This is a genomic window from Nocardioides sp. Root122, from assembly GCF_001425025.1.
Taxonomy (GTDB): Bacteria; Actinomycetota; Actinomycetes; order Propionibacteriales; family Nocardioidaceae; genus Nocardioides.
In genome coordinates this window covers 1-15,173 of record NZ_LMDE01000009.1, presented here as the reverse complement: position 1 = coordinate 15,173, position 15,173 = coordinate 1, and the positions used below count along the sequence as shown (strand labels likewise).

At 71.5% G+C, this 15,173-nt stretch carries 16 protein-coding genes; 3 read left to right on the top strand and 13 right to left on the bottom strand.

All coding sequences use genetic code 11. The annotated features are described in order from the left end of the window. Positions 1–138: 138 nt before the first annotated feature. Positions 139–474, bottom strand: coding sequence for an anti-sigma factor antagonist (locus tag ASC64_RS07335; RefSeq protein ID WP_056906897.1), 336 nt, complete (start codon positions 472–474; stop codon positions 139–141). Between the two features lie 158 nt (positions 475–632). On the opposite strand from ASC64_RS07335, the gene ASC64_RS07330 reads away from it, so the two are divergent. Together ASC64_RS07330 and ASC64_RS07325 are read left to right on the top strand one after the other, a co-directional pair. After that, positions 633–2,972, top strand: coding sequence for a DEAD/DEAH box helicase (locus ASC64_RS07330; protein WP_082550278.1), 2,340 nt, complete (start codon positions 633–635; stop codon positions 2,970–2,972). A gap of 17 nt (positions 2,973–2,989) precedes the next feature. Beyond that, complete coding sequence (locus ASC64_RS07325; RefSeq protein WP_056906896.1) at positions 2,990–3,292, top strand: hypothetical protein; 303 nt, start codon at positions 2,990–2,992, stop codon at positions 3,290–3,292. On the opposite strand, the gene ASC64_RS07320 is transcribed toward ASC64_RS07325, so the two are convergent. The 11 genes from ASC64_RS07320 to ASC64_RS07275 all read right to left on the bottom strand — a co-directional run bounded on the left by ASC64_RS07320 (position 3,293) and on the right by ASC64_RS07275 (position 13,206). Beyond that, entirely contained in the window at positions 3,293–3,628 is a 336-nt protein-coding gene (locus ASC64_RS07320) for an Rv3654c family TadE-like protein (protein ID WP_200937512.1), read from the bottom strand. After that, complete coding sequence (locus tag ASC64_RS07315; RefSeq protein WP_056906895.1) at positions 3,625–3,987, bottom strand: TadE family protein; 363 nt, start codon at positions 3,985–3,987, stop codon at positions 3,625–3,627. Before ASC64_RS07315 ends, ASC64_RS07320 begins: the two co-directional genes overlap by 4 nt. Further along, complete coding sequence (locus tag ASC64_RS21590; protein ID WP_082550277.1) at positions 3,987–4,160, bottom strand: DUF4244 domain-containing protein; 174 nt, start codon at positions 4,158–4,160, stop codon at positions 3,987–3,989. The genes ASC64_RS07315 and ASC64_RS21590 overlap by 1 nt, the downstream gene beginning before the upstream one ends. Positions 4,161–4,304: 144 nt before the next feature. After that, entirely contained in the window at positions 4,305–5,000 is a 696-nt protein-coding gene (locus ASC64_RS07310) for a type II secretion system F family protein (RefSeq protein ID WP_056906894.1), read from the bottom strand. Further along, a complete protein-coding gene (locus ASC64_RS07305; protein WP_162245777.1) occupies positions 4,997–5,665 on the bottom strand; it encodes a type II secretion system F family protein in 669 nt (222 codons plus the stop codon). Before ASC64_RS07305 ends, ASC64_RS07310 begins: the two co-directional genes overlap by 4 nt. After that, positions 5,662–6,084: an ATPase, T2SS/T4P/T4SS family gene (locus tag ASC64_RS07300; RefSeq protein ID WP_439956805.1), complete on the bottom strand. Its 423-nt coding sequence runs from the start codon at positions 6,082–6,084 to the stop codon at positions 5,662–5,664. Before ASC64_RS07300 ends, ASC64_RS07305 begins: the two co-directional genes overlap by 4 nt. A 173-nt stretch (positions 6,085–6,257) precedes the next feature. Next, a complete protein-coding gene (locus tag ASC64_RS07295; protein ID WP_156385079.1) occupies positions 6,258–8,141 on the bottom strand; it encodes an RNA-binding domain-containing protein in 1,884 nt (627 codons plus the stop codon). Positions 8,142–8,407: 266 nt separating this feature from the next. Next, the gene (locus ASC64_RS07290; RefSeq protein WP_156385078.1) at positions 8,408–9,343 is read right to left on the bottom strand and encodes a hypothetical protein; all 936 of its coding nucleotides are present in this window, start codon (positions 9,341–9,343) and stop codon (positions 8,408–8,410) included. Between the two features lie 101 nt (positions 9,344–9,444). Beyond that, on the bottom strand, positions 9,445–10,320 hold the full coding sequence (locus ASC64_RS07285) for an ATP-binding protein (RefSeq protein ID WP_056906889.1): 876 nt from the start codon (positions 10,318–10,320) through the stop codon (positions 9,445–9,447). Continuing rightward, entirely contained in the window at positions 10,304–12,301 is a 1,998-nt protein-coding gene (locus ASC64_RS07280; RefSeq protein ID WP_056906888.1) for a hypothetical protein, read from the bottom strand. Before ASC64_RS07280 ends, ASC64_RS07285 begins: the two co-directional genes overlap by 17 nt. Further along, positions 12,298–13,206, bottom strand: coding sequence for a hypothetical protein (locus tag ASC64_RS07275; RefSeq protein ID WP_156385077.1), 909 nt, complete (start codon positions 13,204–13,206; stop codon positions 12,298–12,300). Before ASC64_RS07275 ends, ASC64_RS07280 begins: the two co-directional genes overlap by 4 nt. A gap of 224 nt (positions 13,207–13,430) precedes the next feature. Between ASC64_RS07275 and ASC64_RS07270 the strand changes: the two genes are divergently transcribed. After that, positions 13,431–13,916 (top strand): hypothetical protein, encoded by a 486-nt coding sequence (locus tag ASC64_RS07270; RefSeq protein ID WP_056906886.1) that lies wholly within the window; start codon positions 13,431–13,433, stop codon positions 13,914–13,916. 242 nt (positions 13,917–14,158) lie between these two features. Here the strand turns inward: ASC64_RS07270 and ASC64_RS07265 are convergent, their stop codons facing one another. Then, positions 14,159–15,106 carry an IS1595 family transposase gene (locus ASC64_RS07265; RefSeq protein WP_235563611.1) on the bottom strand — a complete coding sequence of 316 codons (948 nt, stop codon included), beginning with the start codon at positions 15,104–15,106 and terminating at the stop codon, positions 14,159–14,161. Positions 15,107–15,173 lie beyond the last annotated feature (67 nt).

Below are 15,173 nucleotides of genomic sequence, written 5' to 3'. Positions count from 1 at the left end.
GATTGAGTCAGAACGCGCCGGAGTCTACGCAGACGTGATCCGGATCACGGTCAAGGGTGACCCACGCCACACGCGGCGTTCGCGCTGGAACGTGAAAAACCCCTCCGGGACGGTCCGGAGGGGTGGGAGGCGAGGGCGTCAGGCGCCGGGTGCGAGTCCCACGGAGTCGTGGATGACGAACACCTTGGCGAGGCCGGTGATCCGGAAGATCTTGAGCAGCCGCTCCTGGGTGCAGACCAGGTCGAGCGAGCCGTCGTGGGCGCGGACCTTCTTGAGCCCGCCGACCAGCACGCCGAGGCCGGTGGAGTCGAGGAACTCGACGGCCTCGAGGTCGATGATGATGTCGTAGGTGCCGGCGCCGACCAGCTCGGTGATGCAGTCGCGCAGCTTGGGTGCGGTGTAGACGTCGATCTCGCCGCCGACGGCCACGACGGCGCGTCCATCCACCTCGCGTGTGGCAAGGGTGAGATCCACGACTGCTCCCCGGTCCCCGAAATCAGTTCGGACAGTACGTCAGCAGGACGCACGGCGCGCTCCTACTTCATTCGGGTGGTATCAAACCACGAGTCCCACGAGTTCCGCAGGACTCCCCAACATCTCCGGCGGTCGGTGCCGTTTGCCAGACTCGAGAGGTGAGTCCCTCCCGCCCCGGCGTGCTGCCCCAGGTCGACGCCCTGGTCGACCGGCTGGCGGCCGTCCCGGGCCGTGAGGACAGGCTCCGGCACCTCGAGGTGCTGCCCGCCCGCGAGCCGGTCTTCGAGGACTGGCCGGCGTGGGTGCCCGACGACGTCCGGGGCGCCTTCGCCGCCCACGGCGTGATTAGGCCGTGGCGCCACCAGGCCGTCGCGGCCGACGCCGCCCATGCGGGCGACCACGTGATCGTGGCGACCGGCACCGCCTCGGGGAAGTCGCTGGCCTACCAGGTGCCCGCGCTGTCCGCGATCCGTGCGGCACGGGGGCCACGGGGCGAGCGGGGGGCCTCGGTGCTCTACCTCGCGCCCACCAAGGCGCTCGCCCACGACCAGCTGGCCGGGCTGTCGTCGCTCGGCCTCGACGTACGCCTCTCGGCGCACGACGGCGACAGCTCGCGCGAGGAGCGCGACTGGACGCGCGACTTCGGGGAGTACGTCCTCACCAACCCCGACATGCTCCACCGCTCAATGCTGCCCTCGCACCATCGCTGGTCGCGCTTCCTCGGGTCCTTGCAGTACGTCGTCATCGACGAGTGCCACCACTACCGCGGGGTCTTCGGGGCGCACGTCGCGCACGTGCTGCGGCGGCTGCGTCGGGTGTGCGCGATCTATGGCGCCCACCCGACCTTCGTGCTGGCTTCGGCCACCGTCGCACAGCCCGAGGTGACGGCGTCGGGGCTGACGGGTCTCGACGTCGTCGCGCTCAGCCGCGACGACTCGCCGCGCGGGCGGGTGTCACTGCTGCTGTGGGAGCCACCCTTCACCTCCCACGCGGGCGAGAACGGCGCGCCGGTCCGGCGCGCCGCCTCGTCGGAGGTGGCCGACCTCCTCGCCGACCTCGTCGCCGAGGACGTCCGCACGCTGGCGTTCATCCGCTCGCGGCGCGGTGCCGAGCAGGTCGCGCTCACCGCGCAGGAGCTGCTGGCCGAGGTGGACCGGTCGCTGCCCGACAAGGTCGCGGCCTACCGCGGCGGCTACCTCCCCGAGGAGCGCAGGGCCCTCGAGGCGGCGCTGCGACGGGGCGACCTGGTCGGCCTCGCCGCGACCAACGCGCTGGAGCTGGGCATCGACATCAGCGGGCTCGACGCCGTGCTGATCGCGGGCTTCCCCGGCACCCGCGCGGCGTTCTGGCAGCAGGTGGGGCGCGCGGGTCGCGGGGCCGAGGACGCGCTCGGGATCCTGGTCGCCAAGGACGACCCCCTCGACACCTACCTCGTCACCCACCCCGAGATGCTCATCGGCGCACCCGTCGAGGCGTCGGTCTTCGACCCCTCCAACCCGCACGTGATGGGACCGCACCTGGCCGCTGCCGCGCAGGAGTCACCGCTGACGGAGGGCGACCTGCCCCTCTTCGGCGAGACGGCCCGCGAGGTCGTGGACCAGCTCGTCGGGCTCGGCCTGCTGCGGCGGCGGCCGCGGGGATGGTTCTGGACCGACCGGGGCCGCGCCGCCGACCTCGCCGACATCCGCTCGGCCGGCGGGTCGCCCGTGCAGCTGGTCGAGGCGGGCACCGGACGCGTCGTCGGCACCGTCGACGCCGGAGGTGCCCACAACCAGGCCCACCCCGGTGCGGTCTACGTCCACCAGGGCGAGACCTGGCTGGTCGAGGAGCTCGACCTCGAGCACTCCGTCGCGACCATGCGCCGCGACGACCCTGCCTACAGCACCACCGCCCGCGAGGTGACCGACATCAGCATCGTCGCGACGCACGAACGGCAGTCGTGGTCCGGCTGCGAGCTCGCGCTCGGCGAGGTCGACGTATCCCACCAGGTGGTCTCCTTCCTCAAGCGACGCCAGCCGGGCGGGGAGGTGCTCGCCGAGGAGCCGCTCGACCTCCCGCAGCGGACGCTGCGCACGAGTGCCGTGTGGTGGACCGTCCCCGACGACGTGGTCGCCGAGGCCGGGCTCGCCGCGCTCGACGTCCCCGGCGCGGCCCACGCGGCCGAGCACTGCTCGATCGGCCTGCTCCCGCTCTTCGCGACCTGCGACCGCTGGGACATCGGTGGGGTCTCGACGGCCCGGCACGCCGACACCGGCCTGCTCACCGTCTTCGTGTACGACGGCCACCCGGGCGGCGCCGGCTTCTCGGAGCGGGGCTTCCGGACCGCCGTCGACTGGCTGACCGCGACCAGGGAGGCGATCGCCGGCTGCGAGTGCGTCAGCGGCTGCCCGTCGTGCATCCAGTCGCCCAAGTGCGGCAACCAGAACAACCCGCTCGACAAGGCGGGCGCGATCCTGCTGCTCGACGCGCTCCTCGCCGGAGCACCGCGCACTCCGTGAGGGGCTAGATTCGAGGCATGGTCATCCTCGGACTCGCACTCATCATCCTCGGCGGCATCGCGGTCCTGTCGGCCGTCTTCGTCAGCGAGCCGGGCAACGGCGGCGAGCTGCTCGGCTTCTCCGTCTCCACGCTCGAGGCCTTCCTGATCGGTGTCGCCGCCGGCGCGGCCATCCTCTGGGGCTTCTCGATCCTCAAGTGGGGCACGCGGCGCAGCCTCGCCCACCGCCGGGAGCGCAAGGAGCTCACCGAGCTCAACCAGAAGCTCGAGCGGGTCGAGGCCGAGCGCCGCAACGAGGGTGACGGCGACCCCCGCACCTGATCACCCTGGACCGGCGCGAGCCTCGGCCGTGACGCGGACCGTCCGCCAGGGGACGACCGGGCCGGGGACAGCCACCACGACGGCCACCTCCTGACCCGCGACCCGACAGCCCACGAGGGAGGCGTCGTTGGCCGACGCCGTCCGCGCAGCCTCGGCGCACGCGCCGCCCGAGGTCGCGGCCGCCGCGAGCGCGGCGAGGTCGGCGGCCGCCTGGGCACGGCGCTGCGCCGTCACCAGGCCGCCGACCGCGGCCAGGCCGCCCGTCACGACGAGCAGCACGCCGGCCATCGCGACGACCAGCACCGTGGCGCCGCCCTGCTCCGACCTGCACCTCACGGGTCCTCCGCCAGCGCGACCGCGTCGTCGGAGACGGTGACGCCCGGCAACGAGGACAGCAACCCGCCGGGGCCGCGCACCCGCACGCTGGTGGTGACCACGACCTGTCCGTCGCCGACGACCACTCGGACACGGGCGCCTTCGGGCGCGATGCGCAGCGCCACCGCCTGCGCGGCGGCCACGTCGTCACCCCGAGCCACGGCTCGGGCCGCCTCACGGGACGCGTCGACCACGCGCACCTGGGCCGCGCCGACGGCCAGCATCCACACGAGCCCGGCCGTCAGCGCCACCAGGAGCGGGATGCCGAGGGCCAGCTCCGCGGTCGCCGCGCCGCGCTCCGGGTGCCGACGGGTCCGCATCAGCCGATGCCGAGCAGGCTCATCACGTGGTCGAAGAGCCGGCCCAGCAGCCGGTCGCCGAAGCTGCCGGTGAGCAGCTTGTAGAGCAGGCCGGCGAACCCGGCCCCGGCCGCGGTGCCGACGGCGTACTCCGCGGTGGTGATGCCCCGGTCGTCTCGTGGCGTGGTCGTCATCGGTCCTCCTGAGGTGGTGCGGGGCTCCCGATGAGCCCCGGTGCGTCGACCTTCGGCGTTGTGCCGCGGGTGCGCACCCGCCGCTCCCGGACGTTGTGGACGACCCCGGTGCGCCGGCTCCTGTGGACGCCTGGCGGCCCGCGGTCACGGCGCCACCGAGCCGAGGAGCGAGGCGACGGTCGGCACCACACCGAGCAGGAGGAAGGCGGGCAGCAGGCAGACGCCGAGTGGCACCGCGGCGGCGACTCCCACCTTCCTCGCGGCGTCCTCGGCGCGCGCGAGTCCCTCGCGCTCGAGCTCGTCCGCCAGCCGCTCGACGAGGTCGACCACCGACGCCCCCGAGGCCTGGGACCGGACCATGGCGCGCACCAGCGGCGCCAGCTGCTCGTCGTCGCCGACCGACTCCCACGCCTCGGCTGCGGTGGCTCCCCACCGGGCGTGCTCGACGACCGGGGCCAGCCGGTCAGCGGCCGGCCCGGGCAGGGCCGCGCACACCTGCGCCAGGCCGGCGACAGGAGCGGCACCGGAGCGGAGCGTCGAGGCGAAGAGGTCGATGAGGTGCGGGAGCGTCCGCAGCACCTCCTCGCGGTCACGACGGACACCGGGTGGCTCGACCCGTGACAGCGCCCACCACGCGCCGGCCGCCCCCGCCAGCCCGGCGACCGGCCCGGCGGCGCCACCGACGACGAGCCACGCGGACGTGCCGGCACCGACCACCCCCACCAGCCTGAGCAGTCCGGCGGACGAGCGGGACGGGGCCTGCTCCGTCGCCGGCCGGTGGGCCGGGGTCGTCCACAGCACGACCGCCAGGGAGGCGCAGACCGCGGCCAGCCAGGTCATGGTGCGGCCGCCCGGTCCGCCAGCCGCTCGATCCACCGCAGGCCCAGGGCGAGCAGGCCCAGGCCGGCCAGCAGGCATGCTCCGCCGACCGAGGTGCCGAGCAGGAAGCCCCACGGGTCGGACCCGGCCCCGGAGCCCATGAGCAGCACGGCCAGCGGCAGGCAGGCCACCAGCCGCGCCGTGGCGCGGGCCGAGGCGAGCTCCGAGTCGACCAGCCGACGGGTGCGACGACGGGCGCGCAGGCCGGCGGCGGTGCGCTCGAGGGCGGCGGCCAGACCGTGGCCCGAGTGGTGGGCCACCTGCCACGCGCCGGCCACCCACCGCAGGTCGGCCGCCCCGGGTCGTCGGGTCGCCACCTCTCGGAGCGCGTGAGGCACGTCGGCACCGAGGTGGTGGGCCTCGACGGCCGGCTGCAACGGCGGCCAGCGCTCCCCGGCCACCGCCAGCGCAGCGCCCGGCGGCTGGCCGGAGGCGAGCTCTGCCGCGAGCAGGTCGCACACCTCGAGCACCGCCGCCTGGTCCGCGGCACGCTCGCGCCTCCGGCTCCGCAGGGACCAGGCCCGCCCGGGGCCCCGCGCGCGACCCGACTGCTGGCTGCGGGCCCCCGCCGGGAGCAGGAGCACCACGACCGCGCCCAGTGCCAGTGCGGTGACCCACGCGCTCACCACGACACCGACTCCAGCCTCCGGGCGAGCGCCGTCGCTGCCGGCCCCCGGACGACGCGGTCGGACTCGAACGTCGCCGCCGTGGCCAGGGCGACCAGGCCCGCGGTGTCGCGCTGGGGCACCGCGAGCTCGAGGACCCGGCGCCGCCCGTCGCGTCCTCGTCCGAGGTGGATCACCACGTCGAGGGCGGAGGCGAGCTGGCTGTGCGCCGCCGCGCGCGGGAGCCCGGCCGCCAGCGAGAGCGCCTCGACCCGGGCCGGGACGTCGGCAGCCGAGTTGGCGTGGAGCGTGCCACAGCCGCCTCCGTGACCGGTGTTGAGCGCAGCCAGCAGGTCCACGACCTCCGCGCCGCGGACCTCGTGCGGAATCCGACGGGAGTGTCCGGCAGGACACGCGGGAAGTCCGGGGAAGACACTCACCTGAGAGCCTCCGTACGGTCCGATCCGGACACTGTCCGTTCCGGCCGGGACACTCAGCTGTTCCGGTGCGGACACTCGCGGCTGGCTCGGTCAGAGGGAGCACCGCACTTCTGGCAGCAGACTGGGCTTGGCGCAGAAGGCGCAGACCGTCGCGCGGCTGATGCAGGTGTGCGTCAGTTCCGGGTCTTGCGCTGCTCGGCTTCGTGCACCTTGCGGCCCTGGAAGGTGAGCTTGTACGTGGTGTGCGGGTTGAAGGGGTTCTCGACCGTCGAGGCGATGAGGCCAGCCTCTTCGGCGGCGCGTATCCACTTGGCGCGCGAGGTGGGAGAACTGAGGTTCATGGCCTCCGCGATGCCCTTGGGCGACAGTTCGCCGCCCGGTGCGGCCGCGATGGCGGCCAGAACTTCCGGCACGCGGTGACTGCGTGGACGACCGGGTCCCTTCTTCGCCTTCTGGTCCGGGACGGGCTGGGGCGGTGCGGCCTGGTCTGGCGTGGGCAGTTCTGGTGGGGCGTGCGGGTCAGTCGAGTGGCCGTTCGTGGTGCCTGAGGTCGTCGGCTGAGCCGGGGCCCAGGCGGCGGCGAGGCGTGTGCGGGTGCGTCGAAGGGTGCCGGCGTCTTCGAGCATACGGAGTTCCGCGGCGGCATCTTCGGGGTTGCAGGGGGCTAGTGCACGGGCGGCGAGCCGGGCGTCGAACGTGATGCTGGCGAGTCCAGAGATGGCAAGTTCGCGTAGCTCGTCGAGGCGGAGGAGTACCGCGAGGAGGCGGGCGTGGCGGGGGTTGGCGGGGAGACCGGCGCTGTCGAGGGTGTTGGTGGCGCGGGTGGTGTCGATCGAGCCGCGGAGCAGGATGGCTTGGAAGGAAACGGGTTTGTCGATGAAGAGCACCGGCATGGTGCCGGTCTCGTGGCACAGGCGGTCTGCGGAGGCGATGCCGGAGGTTTGGTGTTCGCTGACGCGCGCGCCTGACGGTGTCCTGACTTGTTCGCTTTGGCGGACGAGGGAGAGGTTGCGCACGCCGGCCATGGGGGCGAGCCCGAGCGTGGCGGTGTCGGCTGAGACGTGCAGGTTTCCGGGGCTGGTGATGACGACGGCTTCGTCGGTGACCTCAACCAAGATGCTGGTCTCGCGTTGACTTTCGGTGAGGCTGCGGTGAACGAGGGCGTTCGAGATGACTTCTCGTAGGGCTTCGCGGGGGGTGTCGAGTTCGTCGTAGAGCTGTCCGCGTCGTTCGACCTGGACGGTGTCGAGGTCGCTTTCGAGTGCGGCGAGGGTGTCGTCGAGGAGTTCGCCGATGGTGCCTTCGAGGTGCTTGCCGGCGTATCGGGTGCCCGGCGGGTCGGTGCGTCTGGGAAGGCGTCGGTAAGTGATGCGGGCTGCGGCGCACCGAAGTTGCGGGAGGGTGCCGAGGGTTAGGAGTCCGGCGTAGGTCGGGTGGCCGGCTTCGGTCGTGGCTCCGAACTGACGCAGGAGAAGGTCGTCGGGCATGTCGTCGTACTTGGCGGGGTTGGTGGTGCGGACCTGGGCAGCGAACGCGGCTACTAGGTGCGGGTCGATTTCGCTGCCTTCGGGTGCTGGGGCGGCGGAGTGGTCGTAGTTGGTTCGGTTGGCGAGCATCTGGGCGACTTCGGCGCCGGTGAGTTTCTGGTCGCCGTCGCCGACGCGGATGTACGACGACGTTTCGACGGCATCCTTGGCGAGGTGGCAGGGCCGCTGGCCGCGCGGCACGGGCGGGACGACGGCGGCGACGACGATGCCGTCCGGGTGCTGGATGAGGTCGATGGTGGCGCGCAGTGGCGGGTCCATCAGCACGCACTTGGATTGCAGGTCTGACTGGATCTGCTGAGCGTTGTCGACGCCGGTCACGTCGAAGGCACCTGAAGCCTCGTCGACGCCGAGGAGGAGCAGGCCGCCGCCGTCGGTGTTCGCGAATGCGCTCAGCGTCTCGTGTGTGGTGTCGGGGAGCGCTTGGCCGGCGCGTTTCGCCTCGATGGCTTGGTGGTCGGTGCGCACGTGTCGAAGTTCGGTCAGCAGCTCTTCGAGCGCGCTCAGGTCCATGTCTTCCCCGTCTGGCACCGGTCGCCCGGAACCTTGCACCTTTTTCCTAACTACCTTCCAGCGAATGGTGCGACCTTACATGAAACCCGCAATAATGTGAAAGGTGTACGCATGAAAAGCGGAAGGTAGGAAGGTGAAGTGAGGCCAGCGCGGCTGCGGATACGCTCACCGTCAGCAATCCGCCCGCGCCCGAGACCATTTGGTGTAAGCATCGTCTGGGGTAAGGCGTAAGGTTCCCGGTCTGGTTCGCGCTGCCCGTCTCGGGGTCAGCGGCGGCGTTCTATGCCGGGTAGCTGGTCGAAGAGCCCGTACATGGGTTCGTGTTTCAGGCAACCGGCAAGTCGACGGCTGGTGCGCAGCCGGGCGATCGCGAGCCGCATTTCGGGCGCGACCGCGACCAGGTCTCCGCCAATTCGAACAGACGAGCCATCCGTCTCGACGTCAGCGAGGGTCGCGGCGGGGGCAGTGGGGTGGGTGAGGCGCAGTGCGTCGGCACCTGGCGTGAGGAGGTCGCGACCGGCGGCGGTGAGGGCCCACCGGTCAGCGACGGTGGCAGCGGGGTGTTCGGCGTACTCGGCGAGCCGGCGGCGTGCGATGCCGGGTGCGAGGTGGCCAGCGGTCAGGGCACAGCGGAGCCAGGCGAGTAGGCAGTCGATACGCCCCGAGCCGAGGTCGTTCGCGTGATGGGCGCATCCGACGGGCAGCGGCTGGCCTAGCTGCAGAGGCTCGAGCCACCAGGCGGCGTCCGGCGCCTGGCACCCGGGGTGGTCGACCGGGCGCATGCGCCATTGCTGCTCGACGGTGTCGGGTCGTCGTGGCGTGCAGGTGTCGTTGACCCATTCGAGGAACGCTGCCGCCTTGCGCTGGTTGCGGCTGTTGATGTCGCCGTCGGCGGTGTCGACGAGGATCCACAGCTGGGTGCGGCCGATGATGGCGGTCTCGTGCAGTTCGGTGAGGACGTCGGTGGGGAGCAGGACGGCGTCGTCGACGATGACGTGGCGGATGGGGCCGTGAACGATGTGGGTGAGCGGCCGGAGCAGGTGTGCTTCGCCGTGGGCGCGGGGTTGGGTGAGGCCGACGACGCCGATGGCGTCGAGGAGGTCTTGTCCGAGGTTGGCGAGGGCGTCGCGGTGCTGGTTGACGTTGGGGTGGACCCAGGCGGTGTCGTCGTGGCGGCTGGCGTGCGCGCGCAGGGTGCGCATGAGGTTGCGCATGCGGTTCGGGTGGGTGAGCACGGCGATGGGTCCGGGCGCCGGGGTGTGCCACGGCGCGGCGGAAGCTGCGCGGTGGGTGGTCGTGTGGGTCACCGGCCGCCTCGCGGTGTCGGCTGGCTGGCCGGTCGCCCGTCAGCCGTGCGTTCGGCGCCAGGGGTGCGGAGGGCGGGCCGGGTGCCGGTGATGGACAGGATGGCGGTCGCGGCGGTGTCGTAGTCGAGCGCGCCGGTGTGTCCGTTGTCGGTGGCTAGGCACAGCAGGAACTTGGACCAGGCGCGCCAGGACCCGTGGGCGTAGGCCTGGTCGATTTGGTGGAGCAGGTGGGTGTCGGTGGCCGCGGCGATGGGGTGGTGCTGTTGGAGGAGTTCGACCATGCGGGTGGGGGTGTGGGCGTGGAGCGGGATGCGGGCGTCGATGCGCTCGCGCACGGACGGCTCGGCGTGGAGGCGCTCGAACAGGTCGGAGCCGGCCAGGACGATGGCGAAGCGGGGGAACTCGAGCTCCCACAGCCACCGCAGTTGGAGCAGGGAGCCGGTGGAGAGGTGCTGGGCTTCGTCGACGATGAGGAGTGTGGGGACGGCGGTGCAGTACTCGCGGGCCTCGTTCTGCATCTGGCGGGCGGTGCCGGTGGCTTCGGTGCCGGTGATGGCGGTGGTGATGTAGTACCACTGCGCGGCTTCGGTCTTGGCGCGGCCGGGGATGGTGACGAACGCGGTGTTGACGTCGGCGACGGCGGCGAGCGCTTCGAGGACGGTGGTCTTCCCGGCGCCCCAGGGGCCGGAGAGGGCGATGGCGCCGCCGCGGCGGAGCCAGGCGGGCATGCCGGCGGCGAGCTGACGCATCTGCGGGGTGACGACGAGGCGTCCGCCGTCGGCGAGGCGACGGTTGCGGAACCCGGCGCGGAGGTGTTCGTCGGCCCGGTCGATGTTCCAGGCGTGCGGGTGTCCCTCAGCGAGCATCGTCATCACCTCCTACTTCTTCTTCTTCTCGTTCTTCCTGGTCCTCTACTCGCTGGTCCACCTGCTGCTCGTGCTGCTGCTCGTGCTGCTGCTCGTGGTGGTCGTGCGCGCGGTCGCGCTGTGCTGCGGCGTTGCGGAACATCGCGGTGACGGCGTCGACGTCGACGTCGTCGACGGGGCCGGCCTCGTTGACGGGTGCGGGCCGGCGACCCCGGCGCGTGGGACGGATGACTTCGACGTGGTCGCGGTCGTCGTCGTCGACGACCTCCGACACCTCCTTGTCGAGGTCCTCGCCGTCGCAAACCGAGGATGTCGTGGCGTCGGCGACCTGGTCGGCGACCTGGTCGGCGACCCTGGCGCGCGCGGCGGCGGCGGCGTCGCGAGCAACGTCGGCGCGCGGTTCGGCGATGTGGTGCTCAACGAACTGCTTGCGAGCGGCACGGTCGGCGTGCAGGTCGTGAACGTGCTCGAGGTCGGCTTCGTCGCGGTCGAGGAGGATGCCGATGAACCGGTCGTGGCGGTCGAAGGCGTAGAGCACGTCGGGGTCGAGGAGCTGTTTGAGGGTGATGCGTTCCTTGGGCTCGGCGGCGGCGGCGAGTTCGGGGCTGAGCCAGTAGTGGTCGTCGTAGTAGATGCCGCGGGTGGCGTCGTAGGAGCGTTCGGCGACGACGACGGCCATGGCGGCTTCGTCGGCCGGGGTGAGGGTGATGCCGTCGTAGTAGTTCCCGTCGTCGACGGCGTCGGCGTAGACCTCGAGCCGGGTGCTGCCCTTGTGCTCGCCCTTGGTGTAGACGGAGTTCATGATGCCGGTCCAGGCCTCGGCCATCTCTTCGACGACCGTCTCCCACGGCAGGACGCCGTGGTCGAGGCGCTTGTCGGCGCGGTCGGCCCATCCGCGGCGTGAGCCGGGACCGTCGATGAAGTGGCGCAGCAGGAACTGGTGCATGACCTCGTGGTCGCCGTTGGACTGCGGCCGGTAGGACTCGATGGGGTTGCACAGGATGCCGAGGCGGCGGGCGGCTGCGGCGCCTTCGTCACCGAAGAACGGGCCGCCCTGGTCGGTGACGAGCATGCGTCCGAGGCCGGAGACGCGCAGCTCGCGCTCGGGGTCGCGCGGGTGCGGGGTGGTGAACCCGATGGCGGCGGCGGTGAGGACGACGGCGGTGTCGCCGGCGTTCGCGGCGCGGGGCAGGAGCATGTACGCGAGCGGGGTGCCGGAGAGTCGTTCGCGGACGACGAGGACCTTCGGGTGGACCTCGACGCCGTGGTAGTCGGCGACGATTTTGAGGTCGTACTCGTCGATGGACCAGGTCTCGTTGACCTGCTCGCGGCCGGTGAGCGCGTAGGTGGCCTCTCGTGCGCGCTGAGCCTTGTCGCCGTACTTCGCGCCGGCGCGCACCGGGGCGGAGACGTTGGCCCAGGCGGCGTAGAGGGTGGAGCGGCTGAGGTGGGCGATGCGGTTGCCCGGAACCTTCGCGAGGGCGGCGAAGCCGTCCTTGATGCAGCGGTGCTGGCCGATGAACGCGATTTCGGCGGGGGTGAACTGGAACTTGGCGGGCTCGGCGTGCCGGTACAGGTACCGCGGCAGGTCGGCCGGCTTGGTGCCGGAGCTCACTGCGAGCGCCGACAGCTGGTCGGACGGGTCGAGGTCGTGCTCGTCGGTGAGAGCGGTGGGGGTGTAGTCGTGCTGCTTGAGCTGGTAGGCCATCTCGGCGCGCCACCAGCGGCACACCTGGCGGTAGGAGACGTCGGCGTTGGCTGCGGCGGCGCGCTTGTCGTCGGCGGTGACGTCGCCGCGGATGAGGGCGATGTCGCGCAGTTGGCGGATGACGGTCTGCACCATCAGCGACGAGGCCCGGTTGCCGTGGTTGCCCATGCGGTGGCCATCGGAGCGCGTGGCGATGGTGCGTTCGCCGGCGGGTCGGTTGCGGGCTGCTTCGAGGTCGACGACGCCAGCCAGGTTGGTGGCGTTCGTGTTGCGGCTCATGCCTGTACTCCCGTCCCGGTCGAGGTGCTGGTGTTGGGCAGCGCGCGGCGTGCGGCGCAGTGCTCGCAGCCGCCGACGCGGTGGTGTGCACCGAGGACGGGGGCCCCGTTGCCGGTGGTGTAGTCGGGCAGGAAGTGGATGCCGACGTTGGGTGCGCGGTGGGTGTGGACGCGGACGCCGAGGTTGGCCTGCTGGGCGGGGTGGACCGAGTGGGTCTCATGAGCCGGGTGGCTGCCGGTCGTGGAGGTGAGGAGCTCGTGGATGCTGGTGAGGTCTTCGGCGACCTTGCGGCGCATCCACGTGTCTCGCTCGATGGCGCCGCGCTGGTGAGTGTGGTGGAACCGGTCGAGGAGGAGACCGTCCCGGGGGCCGGCAGGGTGGGTCCAGGCCAGCCGCGGACGACCGAGCAGGCGGGCGACCGTCTCGGGGGCGGTCGGGGCCTCACCGTCGAGCACGTCGAGCTCAGCCATGTTCGTGCCGTGTTCGTCGTGCCAGCGGGTGAGGTGGCTGCGCGAGGCCAGGACGAGGGTGGCGGGCTGGCAGTGGTTGATGAAGTGGCGCGCGGCCGCTTCGGCGAACTGGACGCCGCGCTTTTCGAGGCGGCGCACGTCGTAGGTGGCGATGATGGGGTCGATGACGCGGGCGATGGCGTCGGCCTGGTCGAGGAGCGAGTCGGGCATGCCGGCCGCGAGGAGGTCGTGGGCGAGGTGCTCGCCGGCGAGGATGGCGGCCATCTGCGCCTTCGTCGGGGCGAACGAGAGGGTGCGCTGGCTGGCGGCGCTGGTGCGGTTGCGGGTGATGAGCACCGAACCAGGTAGCGACCGCGGCGCGCTGGTGCGGGGCGCGCGTGACTGGCGCTGGGCGGGGACGATGAGGGGCGCGACCGCGCGTGGGCTGTGCGTCATCGGACGTCCCGGCCTCGCGGCAACGCTTCCGCGGTGCGCGGCGACGAACGGCGCGGCGTCGGGGTGCTGGCTTGTGTGCATGTCCCGACGGGTGCCGCCGCCCCCAGGGTGGGCAGACGCCGCCGTCGACAGTGCCACGGTTGCCGCACACTTTGTGCGGATAGTCGCACAAACAGGTGTGCGTATCCCGGTTGATGAGGCGGTGCGCTGTCAGAGTCGCCGCCGTGGAGCCCACCAGTCAGACGTCGCCGCCCGAGGGTCGTACGCCGTTCGACGGGCTGGCTCCGAAGAGCTTCTTCGACAAGTGGCCCACCGGGAAGCTGACCCCACCGGAGGCATTCGACGCCTACCCGTTCGCCGATGCCGGACAACGCCAGGCTTGGCTGCGCGCGGTGGAGCTGCTGCGCGACCTGGTGTTGGACTACCGGCACTTCGTCGGCGTGCACACGCGGGCCAAGGTTGTGGCCGAGACCGGGTTGAGCACGAACACGCTGAGCAACTTCAACGGTGGGGTGCGCTTCCCGAAGGCCGGCACCTACCTCGCGCTTCGCGCTGCGCTGCCTGAGAACGAGAAGGCGCTGCGCGAGGCGCAGCGGTTGCAGGCCCTCGTGGACGCGCAGTTCGCGGACCGGGAGACGCAGCGGCTCATCACCGTCGAGGTGCAGCGCCGCGTCGAGGAGCAGCTGCGAGGCCGGCGCCCTGGTCGCTGACCGCGGCGCCAGCCCATGTGGGCCCGCCGCAGGGGGTTCAGTGCACTGCACCGGCATCACGTCCAACATCGAGTAGCGGCGACCCCGGCTCGAATGTAGATCGAACACGTGTCCTGCATCTCTGCTTGAGTGCAGTTGAGGCTCATGAGCCCCCGATGAGGTCTTTAAGCGGGTGGGGGTCTGTGTCGACGGCCTGCTGGAGCAGTCGGTANCCTGCATCTCTGCTTGAGTGCAGTTGAGGCTCATGAGCCCCCGATGAGGTCTTTAAGCGGGTGGGGGTCTGTGTCGACGGCCTGCTGGAGCAGTCGGTAGAAGAGCATCCCGCGAGCTCGGGAGTTGCGCCGGTTGAACCGGAAGGTGAACTCGTCGAGGTAGTAAGGCAGGTGTGCCTGGCTGAGGCGGTAGTGCAGGGTGCCGGCGGTCCAGCGCTTGAGCAGCGAGGACACCAGGTGCGGGCCTGGCATGACGGCATCGCGGTCCTCGACGGCGTGTGAGTTCTTGGTGCTGGGCGTTGCTTCGTGGGGGTAGCCCAGCGCGGGCAGGCGGGTGAACATGCGGGCACCGTCGGTGTGGATCGTGGTGCCGGGCGCGACGACCTCGGTGGCGAAGTCGATCATGTCCAGCCCGCCGACCCTGTCAGCGACTTCGAGCCGGACCCGACCGAGCCGACCGGCGGTGGTGCGTTCCACAGCGATGGTGATCGGGATCTTGGCGCTGGCACCACCGGCCTGACCTGCGCTTTTGCCACCAAGGAAGCTCTGGTCCAGCTCCACGAGGGGCGCTCCCTCCGGGCCGCCGATCTGGTCGCGGTCGGGGCGCACCATCGCGCGGCGCAACTTGTGCAGCCAGGCCCATGCGGTCTCATACGAGCCGAACCCGAGGACGTCTTGCAGTCCTTGGGCCGAGACGCCGTTCTTCTGGGAGGTGACTAGCCACACCGCGGCGAACCAAGTCGAGAGCGGGGTGTGGGAGCGGTGAAAGATCGTTCCGGCGGTCACCGAGGTCTTCAGCCCGCACTCGGCACACATCCGCAGGTCCTTCGCCGTGCGCCAGCAGGTCCCGCAGCCGCAGGCCGGGCACGCGAACCCCGTCGGCCAGCGCAAAGCGGCTAGATAGTCGCGGCACGCCTGATCGTCGGGAAACCACTCCCGCATCTCCTGGAAGGTCCGCGGGTAGTCAGTCCCCCCGATCGGGTGCTCGAGACTCACCCCAACGAGGCTACTGCACTCAAGCAGAGATGCAGGACACRTGWTCGAG